The sequence below is a fragment of the Streptomyces canus genome (genome assembly GCF_041435015.1).
GTDB classification, from domain to species: Bacteria; Actinomycetota; Actinomycetes; order Streptomycetales; family Streptomycetaceae; genus Streptomyces; species Streptomyces canus_G.
On sequence record NZ_CP107989.1, the window covers coordinates 4,200,473 to 4,219,585 of the forward strand.

The following is a 19,113-nucleotide window of genomic DNA, read 5'->3' on the forward strand; positions in this document are numbered from 1 at the left end:
TGCGGGTGCCTCCGAAAGTTTCGGTCATGCAACCGATTGGCTTCGGAGGAGTGTGGGCGCACACACCCCACCCGTCAATGGCTCACCCCTCGGCCTCAGCGGTACTGCTGCGCACCACCAGGCTCGTCGCCAGCTCCACCCGGGTCGCCGCCGGGCTCCCGCCGTCCCGCCCCAGGTCCAGCACCAGCTTCGCCGCGGCCTCGGCCATCTCGGTCAGCGGCTGCCGTACGGTCGTCAGCGGCGGACCCACCCAGGGTGCCACCGGAAGGTCGTCGAACCCGACCACGCTCAGGTCCTCCGGGATGCGCAGCCCCAGCTCGCGGGCCGCCTCGTACAGACCGAGCGCCTGGAGGTCGTTGCCGGCGAAGACCGCGGTGGGCCGGTCGGGACGGCGCAGGAGCGCCAGGCCCTGGCGGTAGCCGGTCTCGTGGTGGAAGTCGCCGGCCATGATCAGCCCGGGGTCGACGGGCAGCCCCGCGGTCTCCAGGGCGGCCCGGTAGCCGTCGATGCGGGCGCGGCTGCACATCATGCGGGAGGGGCCGGAGATCGCCCCGATCCTGCGGTGCCCGAGCTCGACGAGATGCCGGGTCGCGGCGAGCCCGCCCTGCCAGTTGGTCGCGCCGATGGAGGGCACGTCGGCACCCGGATCGCCCGCCGGGTCCATCACCACGAACGGGATCGACCTGCTGCTCAGCAGCGCGCGCTGGGACTCGTCGAGCCCGGAGAGCACGAGGATCACGCCGTAGGGGCGGCGGGCGGCGACCTGGTCGGCCCAGGTGCGCCCGGGGGTGAGCCGGCCCGCGCTCTCGCTCAGCACGACGCTGAGCCCGGCGTCGCGGGCCACGTTCTCCACGCCCCGGATGACCTCCATCGCCCACGCGCTCTCCAGCTCGTGGAAGACCAGGTCGATCAGGGGCGAACGGCTCGCCTCGGCGCGCCGGCGCCGGTAGCCGTGCGCGCGCAGGAGGCCTTCGACGCGGGCGCGGGTCGCGGGAGCGACGTCGGCCCGGCCATTGAGGACCTTCGAAACTGTCGGCGCCGAAACGCCGGCCTCCCGGGCGATCTCGGCGAGCGTGGCGGTCTGCGGCGACCGGCCGGCTGTCGAGGGTGTCGGGGAAGTCGTCCGGGTTTCTGCGGGCTCCGGGGGTGTCATGGCGGCGATCGTATCCCTGCGCGACCTCTTGACGAACCCTTCCGGCGGCCCTAGGTTCCCAAAACATTCGGATTACATATCGAAACATTCGTGAAGGTCGGCCCGACAGTCGAGCCCGACAGGAGTTACATGACCACCGCGCCCTGGCGTGACCCCGCCCTGACCGCCTCCGCCCGCGTCGACGACCTCCTCTCCCGGATGACCCTTCAGGAGAAGACCGCCCAGCTCTACGGCGTGTGGGTGGGCGCCAGCACGGACGGGGACGGAGTCGCCCCCCTCCAGCGCGAGATGACCGCCGCCTACGACTGGGACGAGCTGATCACCCGGGGCCTGGGCCAGCTCACCCGCCCCTTCGGCACCGCCCCCGTGGACCCGGCGCTGGGCGCGCAGGCACTGGCCCGCGCCCAGCGCCGTATCACCGAAGCGGGCCGTTTCGGCATCCCGGCGCTGGCCCACGAGGAGTGCCTGGCCGGCTTCACCACCTGGCGGGCCACCGCCTATCCGGTCCCGCTCGCCTGGGGCGCGAGCTGGGACGCCGATCTCGTCGAGGAGATGGCCGGTGCCATCGGCCGCGACCTGCGCGCGGTCGGTGTCCACCAGGGCCTGGCCCCCGTTCTGGACGTCGTGCGCGACCCGCGCTGGGGGCGGGTCGAGGAGACGATCGGCGAGGACCCGTACCTGGTGGGCACGATCGGCGCGGCGTACGTCCGGGGTCTAGAATCGGCGGGGATCGTCGCCACGCTCAAGCACTTCGCCGGGTACGCCTCCTCGGCCGGCGCCCGCAACCTCGCGCCCGTGCGCGCGGGCGTGCGGGAGTTCGCCGACATCACCCTGCCGCCCTTCGAGTTCGCCCTGCGCGAGGGCGGGGCCCGCTCGGTGATGGCCGCGTACACCGACACGGACGGCGTCCCGGCCTCCGCCGACCCCGGACTGCTGACGGAGCTCCTGCGCGAGGAGTGGGGGTTCACCGGCACGGTGGTCTCCGACTACTTCGGCGTCGGCTTTCTCCAGACCCAGCACCGGATCGCCGGCACCGAGGCGGACGCGGCCCACGCGGCCCTCGCGGCGGGCCTCGACGTCGAACTGCCCACCCTCAAGTGCTACGGCACCCCCCTGATCGATGCCGTCCGCGCGGGTGAGATCCCCGAGTCCCTGATCGACCGGGCGGCCCGCCGGGTCCTGCTCCAGAAGTGCGAGCTGGGCCTCCTGGACGAGGACTGGAGCCCGGAACCCACCGAGCGGATCGACCTGGACTCGACGGCGAACCGCGCCCTGGCCCGCCGCCTCGCCGAGGAGTCGGTGGTACTCCTGGACAACCCGGGCGGCCTGCTCCCATTGGCCCCCGACACCCGGATCGCGGTCGTCGGCCCCCGCGCCGCCGACGCCCTCGCCATGCTGGGCTGCTACTCCTTCCCCTCCCACGTCCTCACCCACCACCCCGACGTCCCGATGGGCATCGAGATCCCCACGGTCCTTCAGGCCCTGCGCACCGAACTCCCCGACGCCAAGGTGACGTTCACCGAGGGCTGCGGGGTCGACGAGCCGGACACCGGGGGCTTCGAGGAGGCGGTGGCCCGGACGGCGGAGGCGGACGTCTGCGTGGCGGTGCTCGGCGACCGGGCGGGCCTCTTCGGCCGGGGCACCTCGGGCGAGGGCTGCGACGTGACGGACCTGCGCCTGCCGGGCGTCCAGGGGGAGTTGCTGGACTCCCTGGTCGCGACCGGTGTCCCGGTCGTGCTGGTCCTGCTGACCGGCCGCCCCTACGCGCTCGGCCGCTGGCACGGCCGGCTCGGTGCGGTCGTCCAGGCGTTCTTCCCCGGCGAGGAGGGCGGCCCGGCCGTCGCCGGAGTACTGTCGGGCCGGGTCAACCCCTCGGGCCGCCTTCCGGTGAGCGTCCCGCAGGTGCCCGGCGGCCAGCCGTGGACCTACCTCCAGCCGCCGCTCGGCCTCGCGGGCGAGGTCAGCAACCTGGACCCGACCCCGCTGTACGCCTTCGGACACGGGGGCTCCTACACGGAGTTCGTGTGGGAGGACTTCACGGGCGGCGGGGCCCGGGAGGAGATCGGCACGGACGGCACCCACGACGTGTCGCTGACCGTGCGCAACGCGGGGGGCCGGGCGGGCGCCGAGGTCGTCCAGTTGTATCTGCACGACCCGGTCGCCTCGGTGACCCGCCCGGACGTCCGCCTGATCGGCTATCGGCGGCTGGAGCTGGAGCCGGGCGAGTCCCGTCGCGTGACCTTCCGCTTCCATGCCGAGCTGTCGGCGTTCACCGACCGCAAGGGCCGCCGCGTCGTCGAACCGGGCGACCTGGAGCTGCGGCTGGCGGCGTCGAGCGCGGAGGTCCGGCACACATCACTGCTGCGTCTCACGGGCCCGGTCCGGGAGGTGGGCACGGACCGCCGGCTGCGCTGCGGGACGGAGGTGTCGCCGACGGAGTGAGCTCAGTCCGCGCCCAACGACTCGAACCGCCACCGATGCACCGACCGAGCGACCAACCCGTCGCCGGACCCGGGGAGTTCGGGAAGCTGGGCGTCGTGGACCGCGTCACCGCAGTGGGGCACGGACCGCCGGCTGCGCTGCGGGACGGAGGTGTCGCCGACGGAGTGAGCTCAGTCCGCGCCCAACGACTCGAACCGCCACCGATGCACCGACCGAGCGACCAACCCACCCTCGGGTTCGGGGAGTTCGGGGAGCTCGGCGTCGTGGACCGCGTCCCACCACGTGAGGACCAGGACGCGGTCCTGCGGTGCCCGGAAGGTCTCGCGCCGCAACGGCCGTAGGGGAAGCTCCTGTCGGCGGGCCCAGGCAAGCAGTTCCTCGCCCCGCCCCTCGGCCGCCCGGGCCTCCCACATCAGCGTGACCGTCACGAGTAGAGGTTCTCCTTGCTGACCTCGTGCACATGGTCGTGGCCCGGCACGTGCGGGTCGGTCACCGGGAGGGAGGAGTCGGCGGAGAGGTCCCAGCTGGAGGCGGCGCGGTTACGGGCGACCATCTCGGCGCCGAGCGCGGCGACCATCGCGCCGTTGTCCGTGCACAGCTTGGGGCGGGGCACCCGCAGTCGGATCCCGGCGGCCTCGCAGCGCTCCAGGGCCAGGGCCCGCAGCCGCGAGTTGGCGGCCACGCCGCCGCCGATCATCAGGTGGTCGACGCCCTCGTCCTTGCAGGCCCGCACGGCCTTGCGGGTCAGCACGTCCACGACCGCCTCCTGGAAGGAGGCCGCCACGTCACGCACCGGCACCTCCTCCCCCGCGGCCCGCTTCGCCTCGATCCAGCGGGCCACCGCCGTCTTGAGGCCGGAGAAGGAGAAGTCGTACGCCGGGTCGCGCGGCCCGGTCAGACCGCGCGGGAACGCGATCGCCGACGGGTCGCCCTCGCGCGCGTACCGGTCGATGACCGGACCGCCGGGGAAGCCGAGGTTCAGCACCCGGGCGATCTTGTCGAAGGCCTCGCCCGCCGCGTCGTCGATGGTCGCGCCCATCGGCCGTACGTCGGAGGTGATGTCGCTCGACAGCAGCAGCGAGGAGTGCCCGCCGGAGACGAGCAGCGCCATCGTCGGCTCGGGCAGCGCACCGTGCTCCAGCTGGTCCACGCAGATGTGGGAGGCGAGGTGATTGACGCCGTAGAGGGGCTTGCCGAGGGCGTAGGCGTACGCCTTCGCCGCGGAGACCCCGACGAGCAGCGCGCCGGCGAGTCCGGGACCGGCGGTGACGGCGATCCCGTCGAGGTCGCGCGCGCTCACCCCGGCTTCCTTCAGGGCGCGCTCGATGGTCGGCACCATCGCCTCGAGGTGCGCCCTGCTGGCCACCTCCGGCACCACGCCGCCGAACCGGGCGTGCTCGTCGACGCTGGACGCGATGGCGTCGGCCAGCAGGGTGGTCCCCCGGACGATGCCGACGCCGGTCTCGTCACAGGAGGTCTCGATGCCCAGGACAAGCGGTTCGTCAGCCATTGATCTCGGTTCCTCGTTCGGATGTCGACACCGCGGCGGAGCCGCTGTCGGATGCTGTGGTCAGTCGCATGACCAGGGCGTCCACATTGCCCGGCTGGTAGTAGCCGCGGCGGAACCCGATGGCCTCGAAGCCGAAGCGCTCGTAGAGCTTCTGGGCGCGGACGTTGTCGATCCGGCACTCCAGCATCACTTCGGCGCACTCGAAGGCGGTCGCGGCCCGCAGCAGCTCGGTCAGCAGCACCGAGCCGAGTCCGGTGCCCCAGTGGTCGCGGGCGACGGCGATCGTCTGGACGTCGGCCCCCGCGGCGGAGTCGCTGTCGGATGCAGTGCCGGCGGAGGCGAGTCCGGCGTATCCGACGAGCCGTTCGCCCTCCTCGGCCACCACGTACCGCCGGGTGGCCTCGGGGCCGCGGGAGTGCGCGAGCTCGGACCAGAACATGCCCCGGGACCAGGCGTCCTCCGGGAAGAGGTCCTTCTCCAGTTCCAGGACGGAATCGATGTCCCACCACCGCATCTCGCGCAGCACAGGAGTCACAGGTGTGGTCACTTGGGGGTGACCACCTTGTAGTTCTTGGGAACCTGGGCGTCGGGCCGGCGCAGATACAGCGGCCGCGGCGCGGGCAGTTCCTCCCCGGCCCCGATCCGCTCGGCCGCCAGGGAGGCGAGTGCGGCGGCGGAGACGTACTCGGGCTCGCGGGCGTCGGGGAAGGTGTCGGGGTAGAGCAGCGCCCCGGCGCCGACGGCGGGCAGCCCCTTGACCTGCTCGGCGATGTCGGCGGGCCGGTCGACGGCGGGTTCACCGGTCCGGGTACGGGAGTTCTCGTACCGCGCCCAGTAGACCTCCTTGCGCCGCGCGTCGGTCGCCACGACGAAGGGTCCCTCGCCGGGGTCGGCCGCGTACGCGAGCCCGTCGAGGGTGCACATCCCGTGCACGGGGATCCCGAGGGCGAGCCCGAAGGTGTCGGCGGTCATGAGCCCGACGCGCAGCCCGGTGTAGGGCCCGGGCCCGGTCCCCACGACGATCGCGGTGACCGCGTCCAGCTTCACCCCCGCGTCCGCGAGCACCCGGTCGACGGCCGGCAACAACAGCTCCCCGTGCCGACGCGCGTCCACCTGGCTGAACGAGGCGACGACGTCACGCCCGTCATGCAGGGCGACGGTCACGGCGGGGGTGGCGGTATCCAGAGCGAGCAAGAGCACGCAAACAGCCTACGGCTCCGGGGAGCCCGAGGCGGCCGCAGTCCGCACAGGGACGGGCGCGGGGCGGGTATCGAGGGGCGGCTCCGGCGCGCGGGCGCGACCGGCCGCAGCGGCGCCGCACCGGCCCGGCGACCTGCTACCGTCACCACAAATGAGGACTAAATACTCAAGAGGTAACCGGTGGCACCCAGCAGCGCAGGCTTCGTAACCGCCCTCACCGCAGCGGCCCTCGCAACGGTCGGCTTCCTCGGCTACCAGGCTTACGCAGCGGCCCCCGGCCACCTCACCAAGGCCCGTACGAACGGCTCCCCGGCGATCACCACGAAGGCCCCGGGGGGCAAGAGGAACGCCACCCTCCTGCCGCCGGGTTCCGGCACGGGCGCCCGCGTCGTGTACTCCCTGAGGGGTCACCGCGTCTGGCTGGTCGGCCTCGGCGACAAGGTGATCCGCACCTTCGAGGTCACCCCGGGAAACATCACCCCCGCCCCCGGCGTCTACGCGGTCACCTCCCGCTCCAACGCCGTGACCGGATCCGATGGCACTCCCATCGAACACGTGGTCCGCTTCACCAGCGTCGACGGCGTGGCGATCGGCTTCAGCGCGGCCGTGCGGGACGCGGCGCCTCCCGCCGACTCCACCACGACCGCCGTGCGCACGGGCGGCATCCGGGAGTCCCGTGCGGACGGCGACGTGATGTGGACCTTCGCGACGATCGGCGCGACGGTCGCGGTGATTCCCTGAGCCCCCTCAGGCCGCTTTCGGACGCTCCGCGGCCGCCCGCACGGTCTCCGGATCGGGCAGCCGCGGCGGTGTCGAGACGGCTTCCGCCGCCGCGCAGGACGCCAGCAGATCACGCATGGACACGCCGCCGACGAGCACGTACGGCTGCGGGCGGGGCCGGTTCTCGGTGGCCGACATGGACGCCTCCTGAAGTTCGGGGGCGGGCGAAGTTAGGTACACCTAACTACGAGCTGGATATCATGTGACCACGCACAAGACGGCGAACGCAATATCTTGCCGACGGTTTGTCGGAACGTTCACAGCAAGCGTCCGCGGGAGGGTGCGGCGGGCTCTCAGGCCGTGAGCACGCTGAGGTCGGCCGCGGTCCACCGCTCCCCGACCGGCGTCAGCGTCACGTGCCGCACCTCGTCGGTCGTGTCACCGACCGCGCGGTGGATCTGCACCTGGAGCCGGTCGTCGGTCAGTTCCTCGACCTTGCCCTCGCCCCACTCCACGACGATCACCGACTCCGGCAGCGACACGTCGAGATCGAGGTCCTCCATCTCGTCGAGCCCGCCGCCCAGGCGGTACGCGTCGACGTGGACGAGCGGCGGCCCGTCCCCCAGGGACGGATGCACCCGGGCGATCACGAAGGTCGGCGAGGTCACGGCCCCCCGCACCCCGAGCCCCTCGCCGAGGCCCCGGGTCAGCGTCGTCTTACCCGCGCCGAGCTCTCCGCTGAGCATCACCAGGTCCCCGGCGCGCAGCAGCTTGGCGAGCTTCAGGCCCAGCTCGCGCATCTGCTCGGGGGAGGTGACGGTCAGCTCGGTCTCAACCGGGTTGCGCGGTGCTTCCATAACCGCCAACGGTAGCCCCTGCGGGCACCGCCCCCGCCCGGGTGAGCAGGTCGGCGAGGCGGTCGGTGACCACTTCCGGGTGCTCCAGCATGACCAGGTGCCCGGCGTCCGGGACCAGCACCAGCTCCGCCTCCGGCAGCAGGGAGGCGATCGCCTCGCTGTGCTCGCTGGGCGTGACCATGTCCCCCACCCCGGCCAGCACCAGCACCGGCTTGTCAGCGAAGTGGGCGAGGGCGGCCGTCTTGTCGTGGTTGTCGAACGCCGGGTAGTACTCGGCGACCACGTCGATCGGGGTGCCCTCGATCATCCGCTCGGCGAACCGGACGACGGCCGGGTCGACGTCCCGGGAGGCGAAGGAGTAGCGCTTGATGATCCCGGCGAACAGGTCGGCGGTGGCCCGCCGCCCCTTCTCCACCAGGTCGGCCCGCTGCCCCAGTGCCTTGAGGACGCCCGGCAGCACCCGCCGTACGACGTTGACGCCGGCGACGGGCAGCCCGAAGTTGACCTCCCCGAGCCGTCCGGACGACGTGCCGACCAGGGCCACCGCCACGACCCGGTCGCGGATCAGCTCGGGGTACTGGTCGGCCAGCGCCATGACGGTCATCCCGCCCATGGAGTGTCCGACGAGCACGATCGGCCCCTCGGGGACGGTCGCGTCGATGACGGCTTTCAGGTCGTGCCCGAGCTGCTCGATGTCGACCGGCACCCCGTCCCGCACCTGCCGCATGCCCCGCCCGGACCGCCCGTGGCTGCGCTGGTCCCAGTGCACGGTTCGCACGACGCCCCTGAGCGCCGCGCGCTGGAAGTGCCAGGAGTCCTGGCTGAGGCAGTAGCCGTGGCTGAAGACGACGGTGACGGGGGCGGGGGCCTTGCGCCCGAACAGCCGGCGCCGGCGCGGCGACAGCGCGGGCACGGCTTCCGGGTCGACGTCGTCGACCTCGTAGTACAGCTCGGTGCCGTCGTCGGCCTCCGCCTTGCCGGGGGTACCGCGCAGCGAGCCGTACGGCCCGGTCGAGTCGAGGGCGAGCCGCGCCTTCTGCCGCATCCCGCGCCCGACGGTGAGCCGCTCGACGGCCACACCGGCCGCGGCGCCCGCGGCGATCACGCCTATCGCGGCGCCGGCGATCCCGGTCGCCCGACGCCAGCCGGCGCCCGCCCCCGCGGAGGCGAGGGCCACCGAAGCGGCGGCGTCGACGACGGCCTCCGCACTGCTCTCGCTCACGTACCGCTCCTGTTCGCTGGGTCGGGTGCTACCGGTGTGGCGGGTCTCGCTGTTCTTGCACGCACTGTGCGGTTACCCCGCTTGTTCGTCATTCACATAGACGCGGGGAACGCGCGTTCCGATGCGGGTCACGATTTCGTACGCGATGGTGCCCGAGGCCTGCGCCCAGTCCTCGGCGGTGGGCTCGCCCCGGTCGCCGGGACCGAAGAGCACGGCCCGGGTGCCGGTGGCGGGCTCGTCGCCGCCGAGGTCCACGACGAACTGGTCCATGGCGATCCGCCCGGCGACCGTCCGCCACTTGCCGTCGACCAGGACCGGTCCGGCGCCGGAGGCGTGCCGCGGGATGCCGTCCGCGTATCCGACGGGCACGAGGCCGAGGGTCGTGGCGCCCGGGGTGATGTAGTGATGGCCGTAACTGACGCCATGGCCGCCCGGAACATGCTTGACCAGCGCGATCGACGCGGACAGCGTCATCACCGGGCGCAGTCCGAAGTCGGCGGGGACGCCGAGCTCGGGACTGGGCGAGATGCCGTAGACCGCGATCCCGGTCCGGACGAGGTCGAAGTGGCTCTCCGGAAGCGTGAGCGTGGCGGGCGAGTTGGCGATGTGCCGCACCTCGGGGTTCACGCCCTGACCCTCGGCGTACGCCAGCATCTCCCGGAAGCGGGTGAGCTGGGCGGCGATGGAGGGGTGCCCGGGCTCGTCGGCGCAGGCGAAGTGCGACCAGAGTCCGGTGACCCGCAGGAGGCCTTCGGACTGGGCGCGCAGGGCCTCGGCGACCAGCTCGGCCCAGTCCTCGCCCGGCTGGCAGCCGCCCCGCCCGAGTCCGGTGTCGGCCTTGAGCTGCACGCGCGCGGGAAGACCGGATTCGCGGGCCGCGGCGACGAGCTCCCGCAGCGCCCACATCCCGCCGACGGACACGTCGAGGTCGGCCTCGATCGCCTCCCGCCAGGGGCCGCCGGGCGTCCACAGCCAGCACATGATCCGCCCCGGCAGTCCCGCCTTCCGCAGCGCGAGAGCCTCCTCCGGCGTGGCGGTCCCGAGCCAGCGCGCGCCCGCCTCGACCGCGGCGCGGGCGCAGGGCACCGCGCCGTGGCCGTACGCGTCGGACTTGACCACGGCCATGACGGCGGCCCCCGACGCGCGGGCACGCAGGGCCCGCACGTTGGCCCGCAGCGCGGCCAGGTCGATCTCGGCGCGGGCCCGCAGTGGTGCGGTCGGGGCAGTTGCTGTCTCGTTCATGGCGCCCCCAGTGTCTCAGAGGCGACTGACACCGCCGATGAGCGCGTCCCCCTCGGGGCGCGCACGCGCACGCGTGTCAGAGGCTCAGACCGTGCCGGGCCAGGTATTTCACCGGGTCGATGTCCGAGCCGTACGGGCGGCGGGAGCGGACCTCGAAGTGCAGATGCGGGCCCGTGGCGCGCCCGGTGGCCCCACTGCTGCCTATGCGGGTGCCGGCCTTGACCTTGGCGCCGCGCGCGACCGAGATGCGCGAGAGATGGGCGTAGAGCACATACCGTGAATCGCTCATCTTGATCGTCACGGCCTTTCCGTACGACCCCGACCAGCTGGCCAGGACGACGACGCCGGTGCCGACCGCGTAGACCGGGGTTCCCTTCGGCACGGCAAGATCGACTCCGGTGTGATAGCCGACCAGCCAGTTTCCCCGCACCCGGTAACGCATCGTCACCCTGGCCCGCTTCCGGATGGGGCGGGTCCACTTGGCGGTGAGGGAGCGGTCGTCGACCTCGACGTCCTCGGCGGCCTCGAACAGTTCCTCGTATTCCGCGTCGTAGTCGCCGCCGCAGTTCCCGCCGGGCTCTTCCTCTGACGGTTCCGGGGTGTCCTCGCGGAAACCGAGAACGGGACTCCCCAGAACGACTGCCGCGCCTCCCAGCAACTCGCGCCGGGTGGTGCCTCGTATATTTGGCTCATCCATGCGGCCAGCGAAACATCGCCCTTTCAGCTCCGCATATTCGGCCGACCGGTATTGGTCCCATCAGGTAGTAGTTCGCGGTTACGCGTCGGTATTCCGGCTCGCCGTCACCCGTACGCCTGCTGATCCGCGGTCAGGCGTCCGTCACGTCCCGCCAGGCCGCCGGTACGGCCTCGGCCACGTCGTGCGCCCCCACCGGTGCCCCGTCCGCCGCGAACCGCCCAGCCAGCCCGTGCAGATACGCGCCCACGCTGCCGGCGTCCAGAGCGCTCAGCCCGGACGCGAGCAGGGACCCGGCGAGACCGGACAGGACGTCCCCGCTGCCGGCGGTGGCCAGCCACGCCGTCCCGGTCGGGTTGACGCGTACGGCCCCGCCGCCGGCGTCGGCGACCAGCGTGGTCGAGCCCTTGAGCAGCACGGTCGCGTCGTAGCGCCCGGCGAGTTCCCGCGCCGAGGCCAGCCGGGCCCCCTCGACCTCCTCGCGCGGCACCCCGAGGAGCGCGGCGGCCTCTCCGGCGTGCGGGGTCATGAGGGTCGGCGCGGTACGCGCGCGTACGGCGTCCCGGTCGGCGAGCCGCAGTCCGTCCGCGTCGATGAGGACCGGCACGTCGGACGCCAGCACCTCTCCGACGGCCGTGGCGTCGTCCCCGGCCCCCGGCCCGACGACCCACGCCTGCACGCGTCCGGCGTGCTTCGGACCCCGGTCGGAGACGAGCGTCTCGGGGAAGCGGGCGATCACGGCGTCCGCGGCGGGCCCGACGTACCGCACGGCCCCGGCACCGCCCCGCAGCGCCCCGTACACGGCGAGTACGGCCGCTCCCGGGTACCGCGCGGACCCGGCGGCGATCCCGACGACTCCTCGCCGGTACTTGTCGCTCTCTCCGGTCGGCACGGGCAACAGGCGCCGTACATCGGCGTGTTGGAGGGCTTCCAGTGCGGCCTCCTCGGGAAGGGCCAGCCCGATGTCGACGAGCCGCACCGACCCGGCGTACTCCCGCGCGGGATCGATCAGCAGGCCGGGCTTGTGCGTCCCGAAGGTGACGGTGAGGTCGGCCCGTACGGCCGCCCCGCGCACCTCACCGGTGTCGGCGTCGACGCCACTGGGCAGATCCACGGCGACGACGGCGGCGCGGGACCGGTCGGCGACCTCGGCCAGCCGGGCCGCCTCGGGGCGGAGCCCGCCCTTGCCGCCGATCCCGACGATGCCGTCGAGGAGGAGGTCGGCCCGCGCGATGAGCCGTTCGGCGCCGTGGGTCTCCGGGGCAGGTCCTCCGGTTCCTACGACCCGTCCGTCGCCGTCCACGGCACGCCCCCCGGCCCGCCGCAGCGCGGCCAGCCCCGCGGAGTGGGCGCGCTCGGGCGCGAGCAGCACGGCGGTGACACCGGCCCCGCGCCTCGCGAGCCGCGCGCCCGCGTAGAGGGCGTCGCCGCCGTTGTCCCCGCTCCCGACGAGCAGCACGACCCGACGGCCGTACACCCGCCCCAGCAGATCCGCGCAGGCGGCGGCAAGTCCAGCCGCGGCCCGCTGCATGAGCGCGCCCTCCGGCAGCCGAGCCATCAGCTCCCGCTCGGCCGCCCTCACCGTGTCCACGCTGTACGCAGTACGCATGCGACCGAGTCTGCCGCAGAGCTGCCGTGAAACGCGAAGGGTCGAAAAGGGCGCGCCCTATTGGCCTCTCGCCGTGGTCACCACATCACTGAGCACTGTGCATCGTGAAGTTGCTGGTCACGGGTCTGGTGTGTGCGAGGTTCGGGACCGAGCCCGTGCCCGCACCGCTACCTGCCCCTCACGCCAAAGACCCGTACAACCAAGGGACTTGAAGCCGCCTGGTTTCAGCCTGCGAACGTTTCTGCCCGCGAGTTTTGCGAGACGTATTGACGCTGATCACCGGAACCCTATGATCCAGTTGCTCGACACTTCGACCCGCGTTCGCCATGTCGAACACTTCTGGGCCGCACCTCACCGCCTCCGGACAGCCCCTGACGGGCCAAACCGGAGTCGCTTGCTCAAGGATGACGAGGTCCTTATGCACCGACGTATCTTCAGCCGCAGACGTCCGCCTGCGGTGCTCGCCGCCGTGGTTGCGGCCCTGGCCGCGTTGGCGGCACTGCTCGTCGCCGGCCCGGCTCAGGCGGCCACCACCAGTGACGTGCGCGGTGTTGATTCCGGCAAGTGTCTCGATGTGTCGGGCTTCAGCCAGGCCGACGGCGCGAACGTGCAGATCTGGGACTGCCACGGCGGAACCAACCAGCAGTGGACATTGACGGACAGCAACCAGCTGACCGTGTACGGCAACAAGTGCCTGGATGTCCGGGGCGGCGCCACCACGTCCGGGACCCCGGTGCAGATCTGGACGTGCACCGGCAGTGACAACCAGCAGTGGCGGGTGAACCCCGACGGCACGATCGTCGGCGTGCGGTCCGGGCTGTGCCTGGAGGCCGCGGGCTGGGGTAAGACCAACGGCACGGCGGTGCAGATCTGGTCGTGCCACGGCGGCACCAACCAGAAGTGGACCGGCCTGGCCGGGGCGAGCAACTCGTGTGCTCTTCCGTCGACGTACCGCTGGACATCGACCGGCCCGTTGGCGCAGCCGAAGGCGGGGTGGTCCGCACTGAAGGACTTCACCAGCGTCGTCTACAACGGCAAGCACGTCGTCTATGCCACGTCGCACAACAACCTCGCCGGTAACGACGGTCGCTGGGGATTGGCGACCTTCAGCCCCTTCACGAACTGGTCCGACATGGCCACCGCCACCCAGACCACGATCCCTTTCGACGGCATCGCGCCGACGCTGTTCTACTTCGCCCCGAAGAACCTCTGGGTGCTTGCCTACAACGGGGCTTGGCCGTACAGCTTCGGCTACCGCACCTCGAGCGACCCCACCGACCCCAACGGCTGGTCCGCGCAGCAGGAGCTGTTCACGGGCACCCTCCCGAAGGGCGGCCCCCTCGACGTGACCCTTATCGGCGACGACACGAACATGTACATGTTTTTCGCCGACGATGAGGGCGGCATCTACCGTGCCGGCATGCCCATCGGCAACTTCCCGGGCACCTTCGGTTCGTTCACGAAGATCATGAGCGAATCGTCGCTCGACCTGTTCGAGGCGCCGGAGGTCTACAAGGTCCAGGGCCAGAACCAGTACCTCATGATGGTCGAGGCCCAGAATTACACGGGGTACGGTCGCTACTTCCGCGCGTTCACGGCCACCAGCCTCAACGGCACGTGGACACCGTCACCGCAGGCCAACACCGTGACCAGCCCCTTCGCCGGCAGTGCCAACAGTGGCGCGACCTGGACCAGGGACATCAGCCACGGCGATCTGGTTCGCACCAACCCCGACCAGACCAAGACCATTGACCCCTGCAACCTGCAGTTCCTCTACCAGGGGCGCGACCCCAACAGCGACGGCGGGGACTACGGCCTCCTGCCGTACCGGCCGGGAGTGCTGACACTGCAGCGCTAGCCGGTGGCGTGACACAGGTCCGGCTCCGGTCCTGACGTTCGCGGGCAACGACGTACGCCGAACCGGGTGAGCGTCACAGCGAGCGATCAGGACCGGGTGGAGTTGGAGCGGCGGGCTCGGTGCAAGGCCGAGCCCGCCCGTACATGTGGAGAACCCGGATGGTGGCGGCCTCGTCCTGGTCGACCACGAGACGCGGAACGTGTCAAGCCTGGTGAGTCGGTCGGTTTCAGGGTTTGTCGAGTGAGCCGGGGTCGCCGGCGTCCGAGGTGATCACTGGGCGGCGGCATGGTCGTCCGTCACAAACCGCGAAGTTTCCCGGTGACCGACGATCTTCACCGAAGTCATCCACCCACGACCAGCACGAGCATCCCGAACCCCGCACACACCAGACCCGTGACCAGCAACTTCACGATGCACAGTGCTCACTGGGCGACGCCCCAGCGCCTGTCTACGTCCAGTGGGACCAGGCCGCCTGAACACGGGCGCCCGCGCCCGCCACGACAACGCGGACTGAGCAAACGCCCACCACCCCGCGCCCGTTCGTCACCCCTCCGCGATCACCACCGCCGACGCCACACCCGCGTCATGACTGAGCGACACGTGCCAGGACCGCACGCCGAGTTCCGCCGCCCGCGCCGCGACCGTCCCGGTCACCCGCAGCCGGGGCTGCCCGCTGTCCTCGACGTAGACCTCGGCGTCCGTCCAGTGCAGGCCCGCGGGGGCCCCGAGCGCCTTCGCCAGGGCCTCCTTGGCGGCGAACCGCGCCGCCAGCGAGGCGACACCCCGCCGCTCCCCGCCGGGCAGCAGCAACTCGTCGTCCCGGAAGAGCCGTTGGGCCAGGCCGGGCGTCCGCTCCAGGGACGCCGCGAACCGGTCGATCTCCGCCACGTCGATACCGACACCGATGATGCTCATCCGGGCACTTTACGACCCGCCCGGCGCCGGTCACGCGATCGGCTCGTCGGCCTTCCCCGCCTCGTCGAACAGGTCCTCGGCCCGCTCGACCGTGCGGGAACGCTTCAGCCAGGTGTCCATGCGGTCGACATCGGCGCAGCTGGTGATGCGCTCGCGCACACTGTCGGTCACGGGGATGCCGCGCACCTCCAGCACGGAGAGGATCCCCTTGGCCTCGCCTTCCGTCCTTCCTTCCAGGTAGGCCGTCTCACGAACCGTCCCCCGGCCGGGGAAGTAGCTGACGAACGACATGATCCGATAAGCGGTCTTTACGAGTCCCACAAGAGCCCACGGTCTTTCCCCAGGCCGAGGTGACCATGATCACGTCAGATATACATGTCGCGGAGATCGCTCACAGAGGAGCCCGCGATGACCGGCACAGCCGCCCGTTACCTCTACCTCGCCCGGCACGGCGAGGCGTTGCCCGACGAGAGCGGGTTGACCCGTGCCGGCCGACAGCAGGCCTCACTGCTCGGCCGACGGCTCCAGGACATCCCCTTCACGGCCGTTCACCATGGCCCGCTTCCGCGGGCCGCACAGACGGCCCGCCTGATCCACGACCAACTGAAGGACGTTCCCCTACTCGTCTCGGAAGTCGCGGGGGACTACGTGCCCTACGTTCCCCAGAAGGACGAACTCCCGCCCGAAGCAGCGGACTTCTACCTCCGCTTCCTCGCCGACACCACCGACGACGAGCGGGAGCAGGGCGCTGCGCTGGCCCGCCAGGCACTCGACCTGTTCACCGGACCGGTGGACGGCGAAGCGGACCGACACGAACTGGTCGTCACCCACAGCTTCCTCGTCGCCTGGCTCGTCCGGGACGCCATGCACGCCCCGAAGTGGCGCTGGCTCGGCCTCAACCACGGCAACGCGGCGCTCACGGTCATCCGTTACGCGCCCGGCCGAGCGGCCTCCGTCCTCGTCTCCAACGACATGCGGCACCTGCCCGCCGAACTGCGCTGGACGGGCTTCCCTCCGGAGTCGCACGTCTGACCCCGCACCGTTCAGGCCGCGGCCAGCTCGCACCACACGTACTTCCCCCGGTTGCCGTGTCTGGCCAGCGGCTGCCACCCCCACAGATCCGCGCAGGCCCGCACCAGCGCCAGCCCCCGCCCCTCCTCCGCCTCCCGCAAAAGGTCCAACTCACCCGGCGGCTGCGGAGGTTCAGGGTCCGCGTCCCACGCCCCGATCCGCAGCACCCCCGCCGACCAACGCACCCGCAGCGCGGCCGGTCCTTTCGTATGGCGTACGGCGTTGGAGACCAACTCCGCCGCGAGGAGCTCCGCGGTGTCGGCCAGGCGGATCAGGCCGTGCATCGTGAGGATGAGCCGGAGGGTGCGGCGGGCGACGGTGACGGCTCGGAGGTCGTTCGGGATGTACAGGGTGTACTCCCAGGGTTCGTTTTCGGGCATACGAAGAACTCCGTTCAGGTGAGGGCTGGTTGGTTGCGGTGGCGGTGCCGCGTTCGTCATGGCAGGACGGAGCGGTGCACTTCCGCAGAGTAAGCGTTGCATCACAGAACGTAGGGCTAACATGTGGACCGGAGCAAGCGGATCACGTGATCCGCCCCCGAACGAGGAGCAACCCATGGTCCTGAGGCGCGAACCCACCGCACGCCAGGTACGGCTGGGGACCGAACTGCGCAGACTCCGCGAGGCGGCAGGACTCACCGCTATCGAGGCCGCAGCGCTACTCGGGGCGAATCGCGCCCAGATGAGCCACATCGAATCCGGGCTCGCAGGCGTGAGCGAGGAACGTCTACGTCGCCTCGCGTCCCACTACGCCTGCACGGACAAGGAGTTCATCGAAGCGTTGGCCGCGATGGCCACCGACCGGACCCGTGGCTGGTGGGAGGACTATCGAGGCTTGTTGCCCACGTCTTTCCTGGACCTGTCCGAGCTGGAGCACCATGCCCGGTTCCAGCACCACGTTGCCGTCCTGTACGTGCCGGGCCTGTTGCAGACGGAGGACTACGCCCGTGCCGTCTTCTCGGACAGGCTGCCCGAACTCACCTACGACGAGATGGAGTTGCGCATCCAGCACCGGAAGGCACGCCAGCAGATCACCATCCCGTACACAGCGGTGATCCATGAGGCCGCGCTTCGGATCAGAGTCAGCGACCGCATCGCCTCAAAGGCCCAACTCGCCCGGCTCCTTGAGCTGTCCGAGGCGAACCACATCACCTTGCGCGCCATCCCCTTCGACCTGGACGGCTTCGCCAGAGCCTCTAGCACGATGTCGTACGTGGGCGGCCCGCTGCCCAAGCTGGACACGGTGGTACGGGACACGCCCCATGGCTCGATCTTTGTCGACGCCGAGGCCCAGCTCCGCAGTTATCGAACGCGCTTCCATATGGTGGAGGCCGTATCACTCGAACCGGACCAGACCCGTGACTTCATTCACCGGCTGGCAGAGGAGTTGTGAGGGACCCCATGGACAACTGGCGGAAGTCGTCCTACTCCGGCGGCGGCGACGGTAACGAATGCGTCGAGATAGCCAACTCCCCCACCCACGTATCCATCCGCGACTCCAAGGCCCCCGCCCGAGCCACCCTCACCCTCCCCGCCCCCACCTTCACGGCCTTCATCGGCGCCCTCAAGACCACCTCCCTATCTCAGTAACCCCGCGTAACCCCTCCTGCTAGCCTGCGCAGCACCGCGTATCGACTCGGCCAGGGGGACCGTCGTATGGGCGAAAGTACTGTCGGCGGGGCCAGACCGCCGGTGACCGATCCCTTCGACGCGGTGTCCGAACTGGCCCCGCTCCGCGCCGCCGCCTGGGACGGAGACTGGGAAGCCACGCAGGCCTTCTTCAAGGAGATCCCCTCCACCGAGGACGTCTCCTTCGCGGCAGCGCTCCTCGCCGGAGTCGAGCGGACCGAGTGGTTCCTGGAGAAGGCCGCGAAGGCCCAGCCCACCGCCCCCCTCCCCCGCACCCTCCTCGCCGAGCGGTACATCCACCTCGGCTGGCGCGCCCGGGGACACGCCCGCGGCGAGGACGTCCCGTGGGACCGGGCCGAGCAGTTCCACGACTGGCTGCGCAAGGCGGAACGGCTGCTGATCGAGGTGTGTGCCGAGCATCCGGCGTACGTCCCGGCGTGGACCGCCCGGCTGGCGACCGCCCGCGGGCTGGCGCTCGGCCAGTCCGAGGCCCGGCGGCGCTACGACCGGCTCGCGGAGCATCACCCGCACCACTTCCGCGCACAGTCGCACCTGCTGCAGCAGCTGTGCCCCAAGTGGGGCGGTTCGTGGGAGGCCGCGCACGGCTTCGCCCAGGAGTGCGCGAGCGCCGCACCGGACGGCTCGCTCGCCGGAGTCCTGGTGGCCCAGGCCCACATCGAACACTGCGTGGATCTCACCAGCGCCAAGGTGACGGAGTACCTCCGGGACGTGGCCGTCCGCAACGATCTGCGCCACGCCGCCCAGATCTCCGTACTGCACCCCCACCACCGCCCCGGCCGGCACCGGATCGAAGGTCACAGCACCTTCGCCCTGGCCTTCTCCCTCGGCGGCCATCTCGAGGACGCCGCCCGGCACTTCACCGCCCTGGGCGACAGCGCCTCCGAGTCCTTCTGGCGGTACCTGCCCGACTGGAAGACCCGGTTCACGGAGTACCGCACCGCCGCGCTGGCGACGCTCTGAGGAAGGAGACG

The 19,113-nt window shown here is 71.4% G+C and carries 21 protein-coding genes; 7 read left to right on the plus strand and 14 right to left on the minus strand.

What is annotated here, in order from left to right; translation table 11 throughout:
* Positions 1-82: 82 nt before the first annotated feature.
* The gene (locus OG841_RS18760) at positions 83-1,153 is read right to left on the minus strand and encodes a LacI family DNA-binding transcriptional regulator (RefSeq protein WP_328640430.1); all 1,071 of its coding nucleotides are present in this window, start codon (positions 1,151-1,153) and stop codon (positions 83-85) included.
* A 129-nt stretch (positions 1,154-1,282) separates the two neighbouring features.
* On the opposite strand from OG841_RS18760, the gene OG841_RS18765 reads away from it, so the two are divergent.
* The gene (locus OG841_RS18765; RefSeq protein ID WP_371566178.1) at positions 1,283-3,595 is read left to right on the plus strand and encodes a glycoside hydrolase family 3 N-terminal domain-containing protein; all 2,313 of its coding nucleotides are present in this window, start codon (positions 1,283-1,285) and stop codon (positions 3,593-3,595) included.
* A gap of 170 nt (positions 3,596-3,765) precedes the next feature.
* Here the strand turns inward: OG841_RS18765 and OG841_RS18770 are convergent, their stop codons facing one another.
* Genes OG841_RS18770 through tsaB form a run of 4 tightly spaced genes read right to left on the minus strand, consistent with a single transcriptional unit; the run spans position 3,766 to position 6,305 of the window.
* Positions 3,766-4,023, minus strand: a complete 258-nt coding sequence (locus OG841_RS18770) for a hypothetical protein (RefSeq protein ID WP_328640428.1) — start codon at positions 4,021-4,023, stop codon at positions 3,766-3,768.
* Positions 4,020-5,105, minus strand: coding sequence for a tRNA (adenosine(37)-N6)-threonylcarbamoyltransferase complex transferase subunit TsaD (tsaD, locus tag OG841_RS18775; RefSeq protein ID WP_328640427.1), 1,086 nt, complete (start codon positions 5,103-5,105; stop codon positions 4,020-4,022). Before tsaD ends, OG841_RS18770 begins: the two co-directional genes overlap by 4 nt.
* Complete coding sequence (gene rimI, locus OG841_RS18780; RefSeq protein ID WP_328640426.1) at positions 5,098-5,652, minus strand: ribosomal protein S18-alanine N-acetyltransferase; 555 nt, start codon at positions 5,650-5,652, stop codon at positions 5,098-5,100. The genes tsaD and rimI overlap by 8 nt, the downstream gene beginning before the upstream one ends.
* A complete protein-coding gene (tsaB, locus tag OG841_RS18785; protein ID WP_328640425.1) occupies positions 5,649-6,305 on the minus strand; it encodes a tRNA (adenosine(37)-N6)-threonylcarbamoyltransferase complex dimerization subunit type 1 TsaB in 657 nt (218 codons plus the stop codon). The genes rimI and tsaB overlap by 4 nt, the downstream gene beginning before the upstream one ends.
* Before the next feature lie 180 nt (positions 6,306-6,485).
* Here tsaB and OG841_RS18790 point away from each other — a divergent pair, with 180 nt between their 5' ends.
* Complete coding sequence (locus OG841_RS18790; RefSeq protein ID WP_328640424.1) at positions 6,486-7,046, plus strand: hypothetical protein; 561 nt, start codon at positions 6,486-6,488, stop codon at positions 7,044-7,046.
* A 6-nt stretch (positions 7,047-7,052) separates the two neighbouring features.
* On the opposite strand, the gene OG841_RS18795 is transcribed toward OG841_RS18790, so the two are convergent.
* The 6 genes from OG841_RS18795 to OG841_RS18820 all read right to left on the minus strand — a co-directional run bounded on the left by OG841_RS18795 (position 7,053) and on the right by OG841_RS18820 (position 12,649).
* Complete coding sequence (locus OG841_RS18795; protein ID WP_328640423.1) at positions 7,053-7,223, minus strand: hypothetical protein; 171 nt, start codon at positions 7,221-7,223, stop codon at positions 7,053-7,055.
* A gap of 155 nt (positions 7,224-7,378) precedes the next feature.
* A complete protein-coding gene (gene tsaE, locus OG841_RS18800) occupies positions 7,379-7,882 on the minus strand; it encodes a tRNA (adenosine(37)-N6)-threonylcarbamoyltransferase complex ATPase subunit type 1 TsaE (protein ID WP_069762847.1) in 504 nt (167 codons plus the stop codon).
* Positions 7,857-9,104, minus strand: a complete 1,248-nt coding sequence (locus OG841_RS18805; RefSeq protein ID WP_328640422.1) for an alpha/beta fold hydrolase — start codon at positions 9,102-9,104, stop codon at positions 7,857-7,859. Before OG841_RS18805 ends, tsaE begins: the two co-directional genes overlap by 26 nt.
* A 72-nt stretch (positions 9,105-9,176) precedes the next feature.
* Positions 9,177-10,346 (minus strand): alanine racemase, encoded by a 1,170-nt coding sequence (alr, locus tag OG841_RS18810; protein WP_371566181.1) that lies wholly within the window; start codon positions 10,344-10,346, stop codon positions 9,177-9,179.
* A gap of 76 nt (positions 10,347-10,422) precedes the next feature.
* The gene (locus tag OG841_RS18815; RefSeq protein ID WP_328640420.1) at positions 10,423-11,043 is read right to left on the minus strand and encodes a M23 family metallopeptidase; all 621 of its coding nucleotides are present in this window, start codon (positions 11,041-11,043) and stop codon (positions 10,423-10,425) included.
* 130 nt (positions 11,044-11,173) lie between these two features.
* A complete protein-coding gene (locus tag OG841_RS18820) occupies positions 11,174-12,649 on the minus strand; it encodes an NAD(P)H-hydrate dehydratase (RefSeq protein ID WP_328640419.1) in 1,476 nt (491 codons plus the stop codon).
* A 418-nt stretch (positions 12,650-13,067) separates the two neighbouring features.
* Between OG841_RS18820 and OG841_RS18825 the strand changes: the two genes are divergently transcribed.
* Positions 13,068-14,507 (plus strand): non-reducing end alpha-L-arabinofuranosidase family hydrolase, encoded by a 1,440-nt coding sequence (locus OG841_RS18825; protein WP_328640418.1) that lies wholly within the window; start codon positions 13,068-13,070, stop codon positions 14,505-14,507.
* A 543-nt stretch (positions 14,508-15,050) separates the two neighbouring features.
* Here the strand turns inward: OG841_RS18825 and OG841_RS18830 are convergent.
* Entirely contained in the window at positions 15,051-15,422 is a 372-nt protein-coding gene (locus OG841_RS18830; RefSeq protein WP_057607882.1) for a holo-ACP synthase, read from the minus strand.
* Positions 15,423-15,452: 30 nt separating this feature from the next.
* Complete coding sequence (locus OG841_RS18835) at positions 15,453-15,713, minus strand: hypothetical protein (protein ID WP_371566183.1); 261 nt, start codon at positions 15,711-15,713, stop codon at positions 15,453-15,455.
* 117 nt (positions 15,714-15,830) lie between these two features.
* On the opposite strand from OG841_RS18835, the gene OG841_RS18840 reads away from it, so the two are divergent.
* Positions 15,831-16,454, plus strand: a complete 624-nt coding sequence (locus OG841_RS18840) for a histidine phosphatase family protein (protein ID WP_328640416.1) — start codon at positions 15,831-15,833, stop codon at positions 16,452-16,454.
* An 11-nt stretch (positions 16,455-16,465) separates the two neighbouring features.
* On the opposite strand, the gene OG841_RS18845 is transcribed toward OG841_RS18840, so the two are convergent.
* Positions 16,466-16,873 (minus strand): ATP-binding protein, encoded by a 408-nt coding sequence (locus tag OG841_RS18845; RefSeq protein WP_365119551.1) that lies wholly within the window; start codon positions 16,871-16,873, stop codon positions 16,466-16,468.
* A gap of 175 nt (positions 16,874-17,048) precedes the next feature.
* Between OG841_RS18845 and OG841_RS18850 the strand changes: the two genes are divergently transcribed.
* The 3 genes from OG841_RS18850 (at position 17,049) to OG841_RS18860 (ending at position 19,102) form a co-directional block, all read left to right on the plus strand.
* Complete coding sequence (locus OG841_RS18850; RefSeq protein WP_371566185.1) at positions 17,049-17,885, plus strand: helix-turn-helix domain-containing protein; 837 nt, start codon at positions 17,049-17,051, stop codon at positions 17,883-17,885.
* An 8-nt stretch (positions 17,886-17,893) separates the two neighbouring features.
* The gene (locus OG841_RS18855; RefSeq protein WP_371566187.1) at positions 17,894-18,082 is read left to right on the plus strand and encodes a DUF397 domain-containing protein; all 189 of its coding nucleotides are present in this window, start codon (positions 17,894-17,896) and stop codon (positions 18,080-18,082) included.
* A gap of 66 nt (positions 18,083-18,148) precedes the next feature.
* Positions 18,149-19,102: a hypothetical protein gene (locus OG841_RS18860; protein ID WP_371566189.1), complete on the plus strand. Its 954-nt coding sequence runs from the start codon at positions 18,149-18,151 to the stop codon at positions 19,100-19,102.
* Positions 19,103-19,113: the final 11 nt, after the last annotated feature.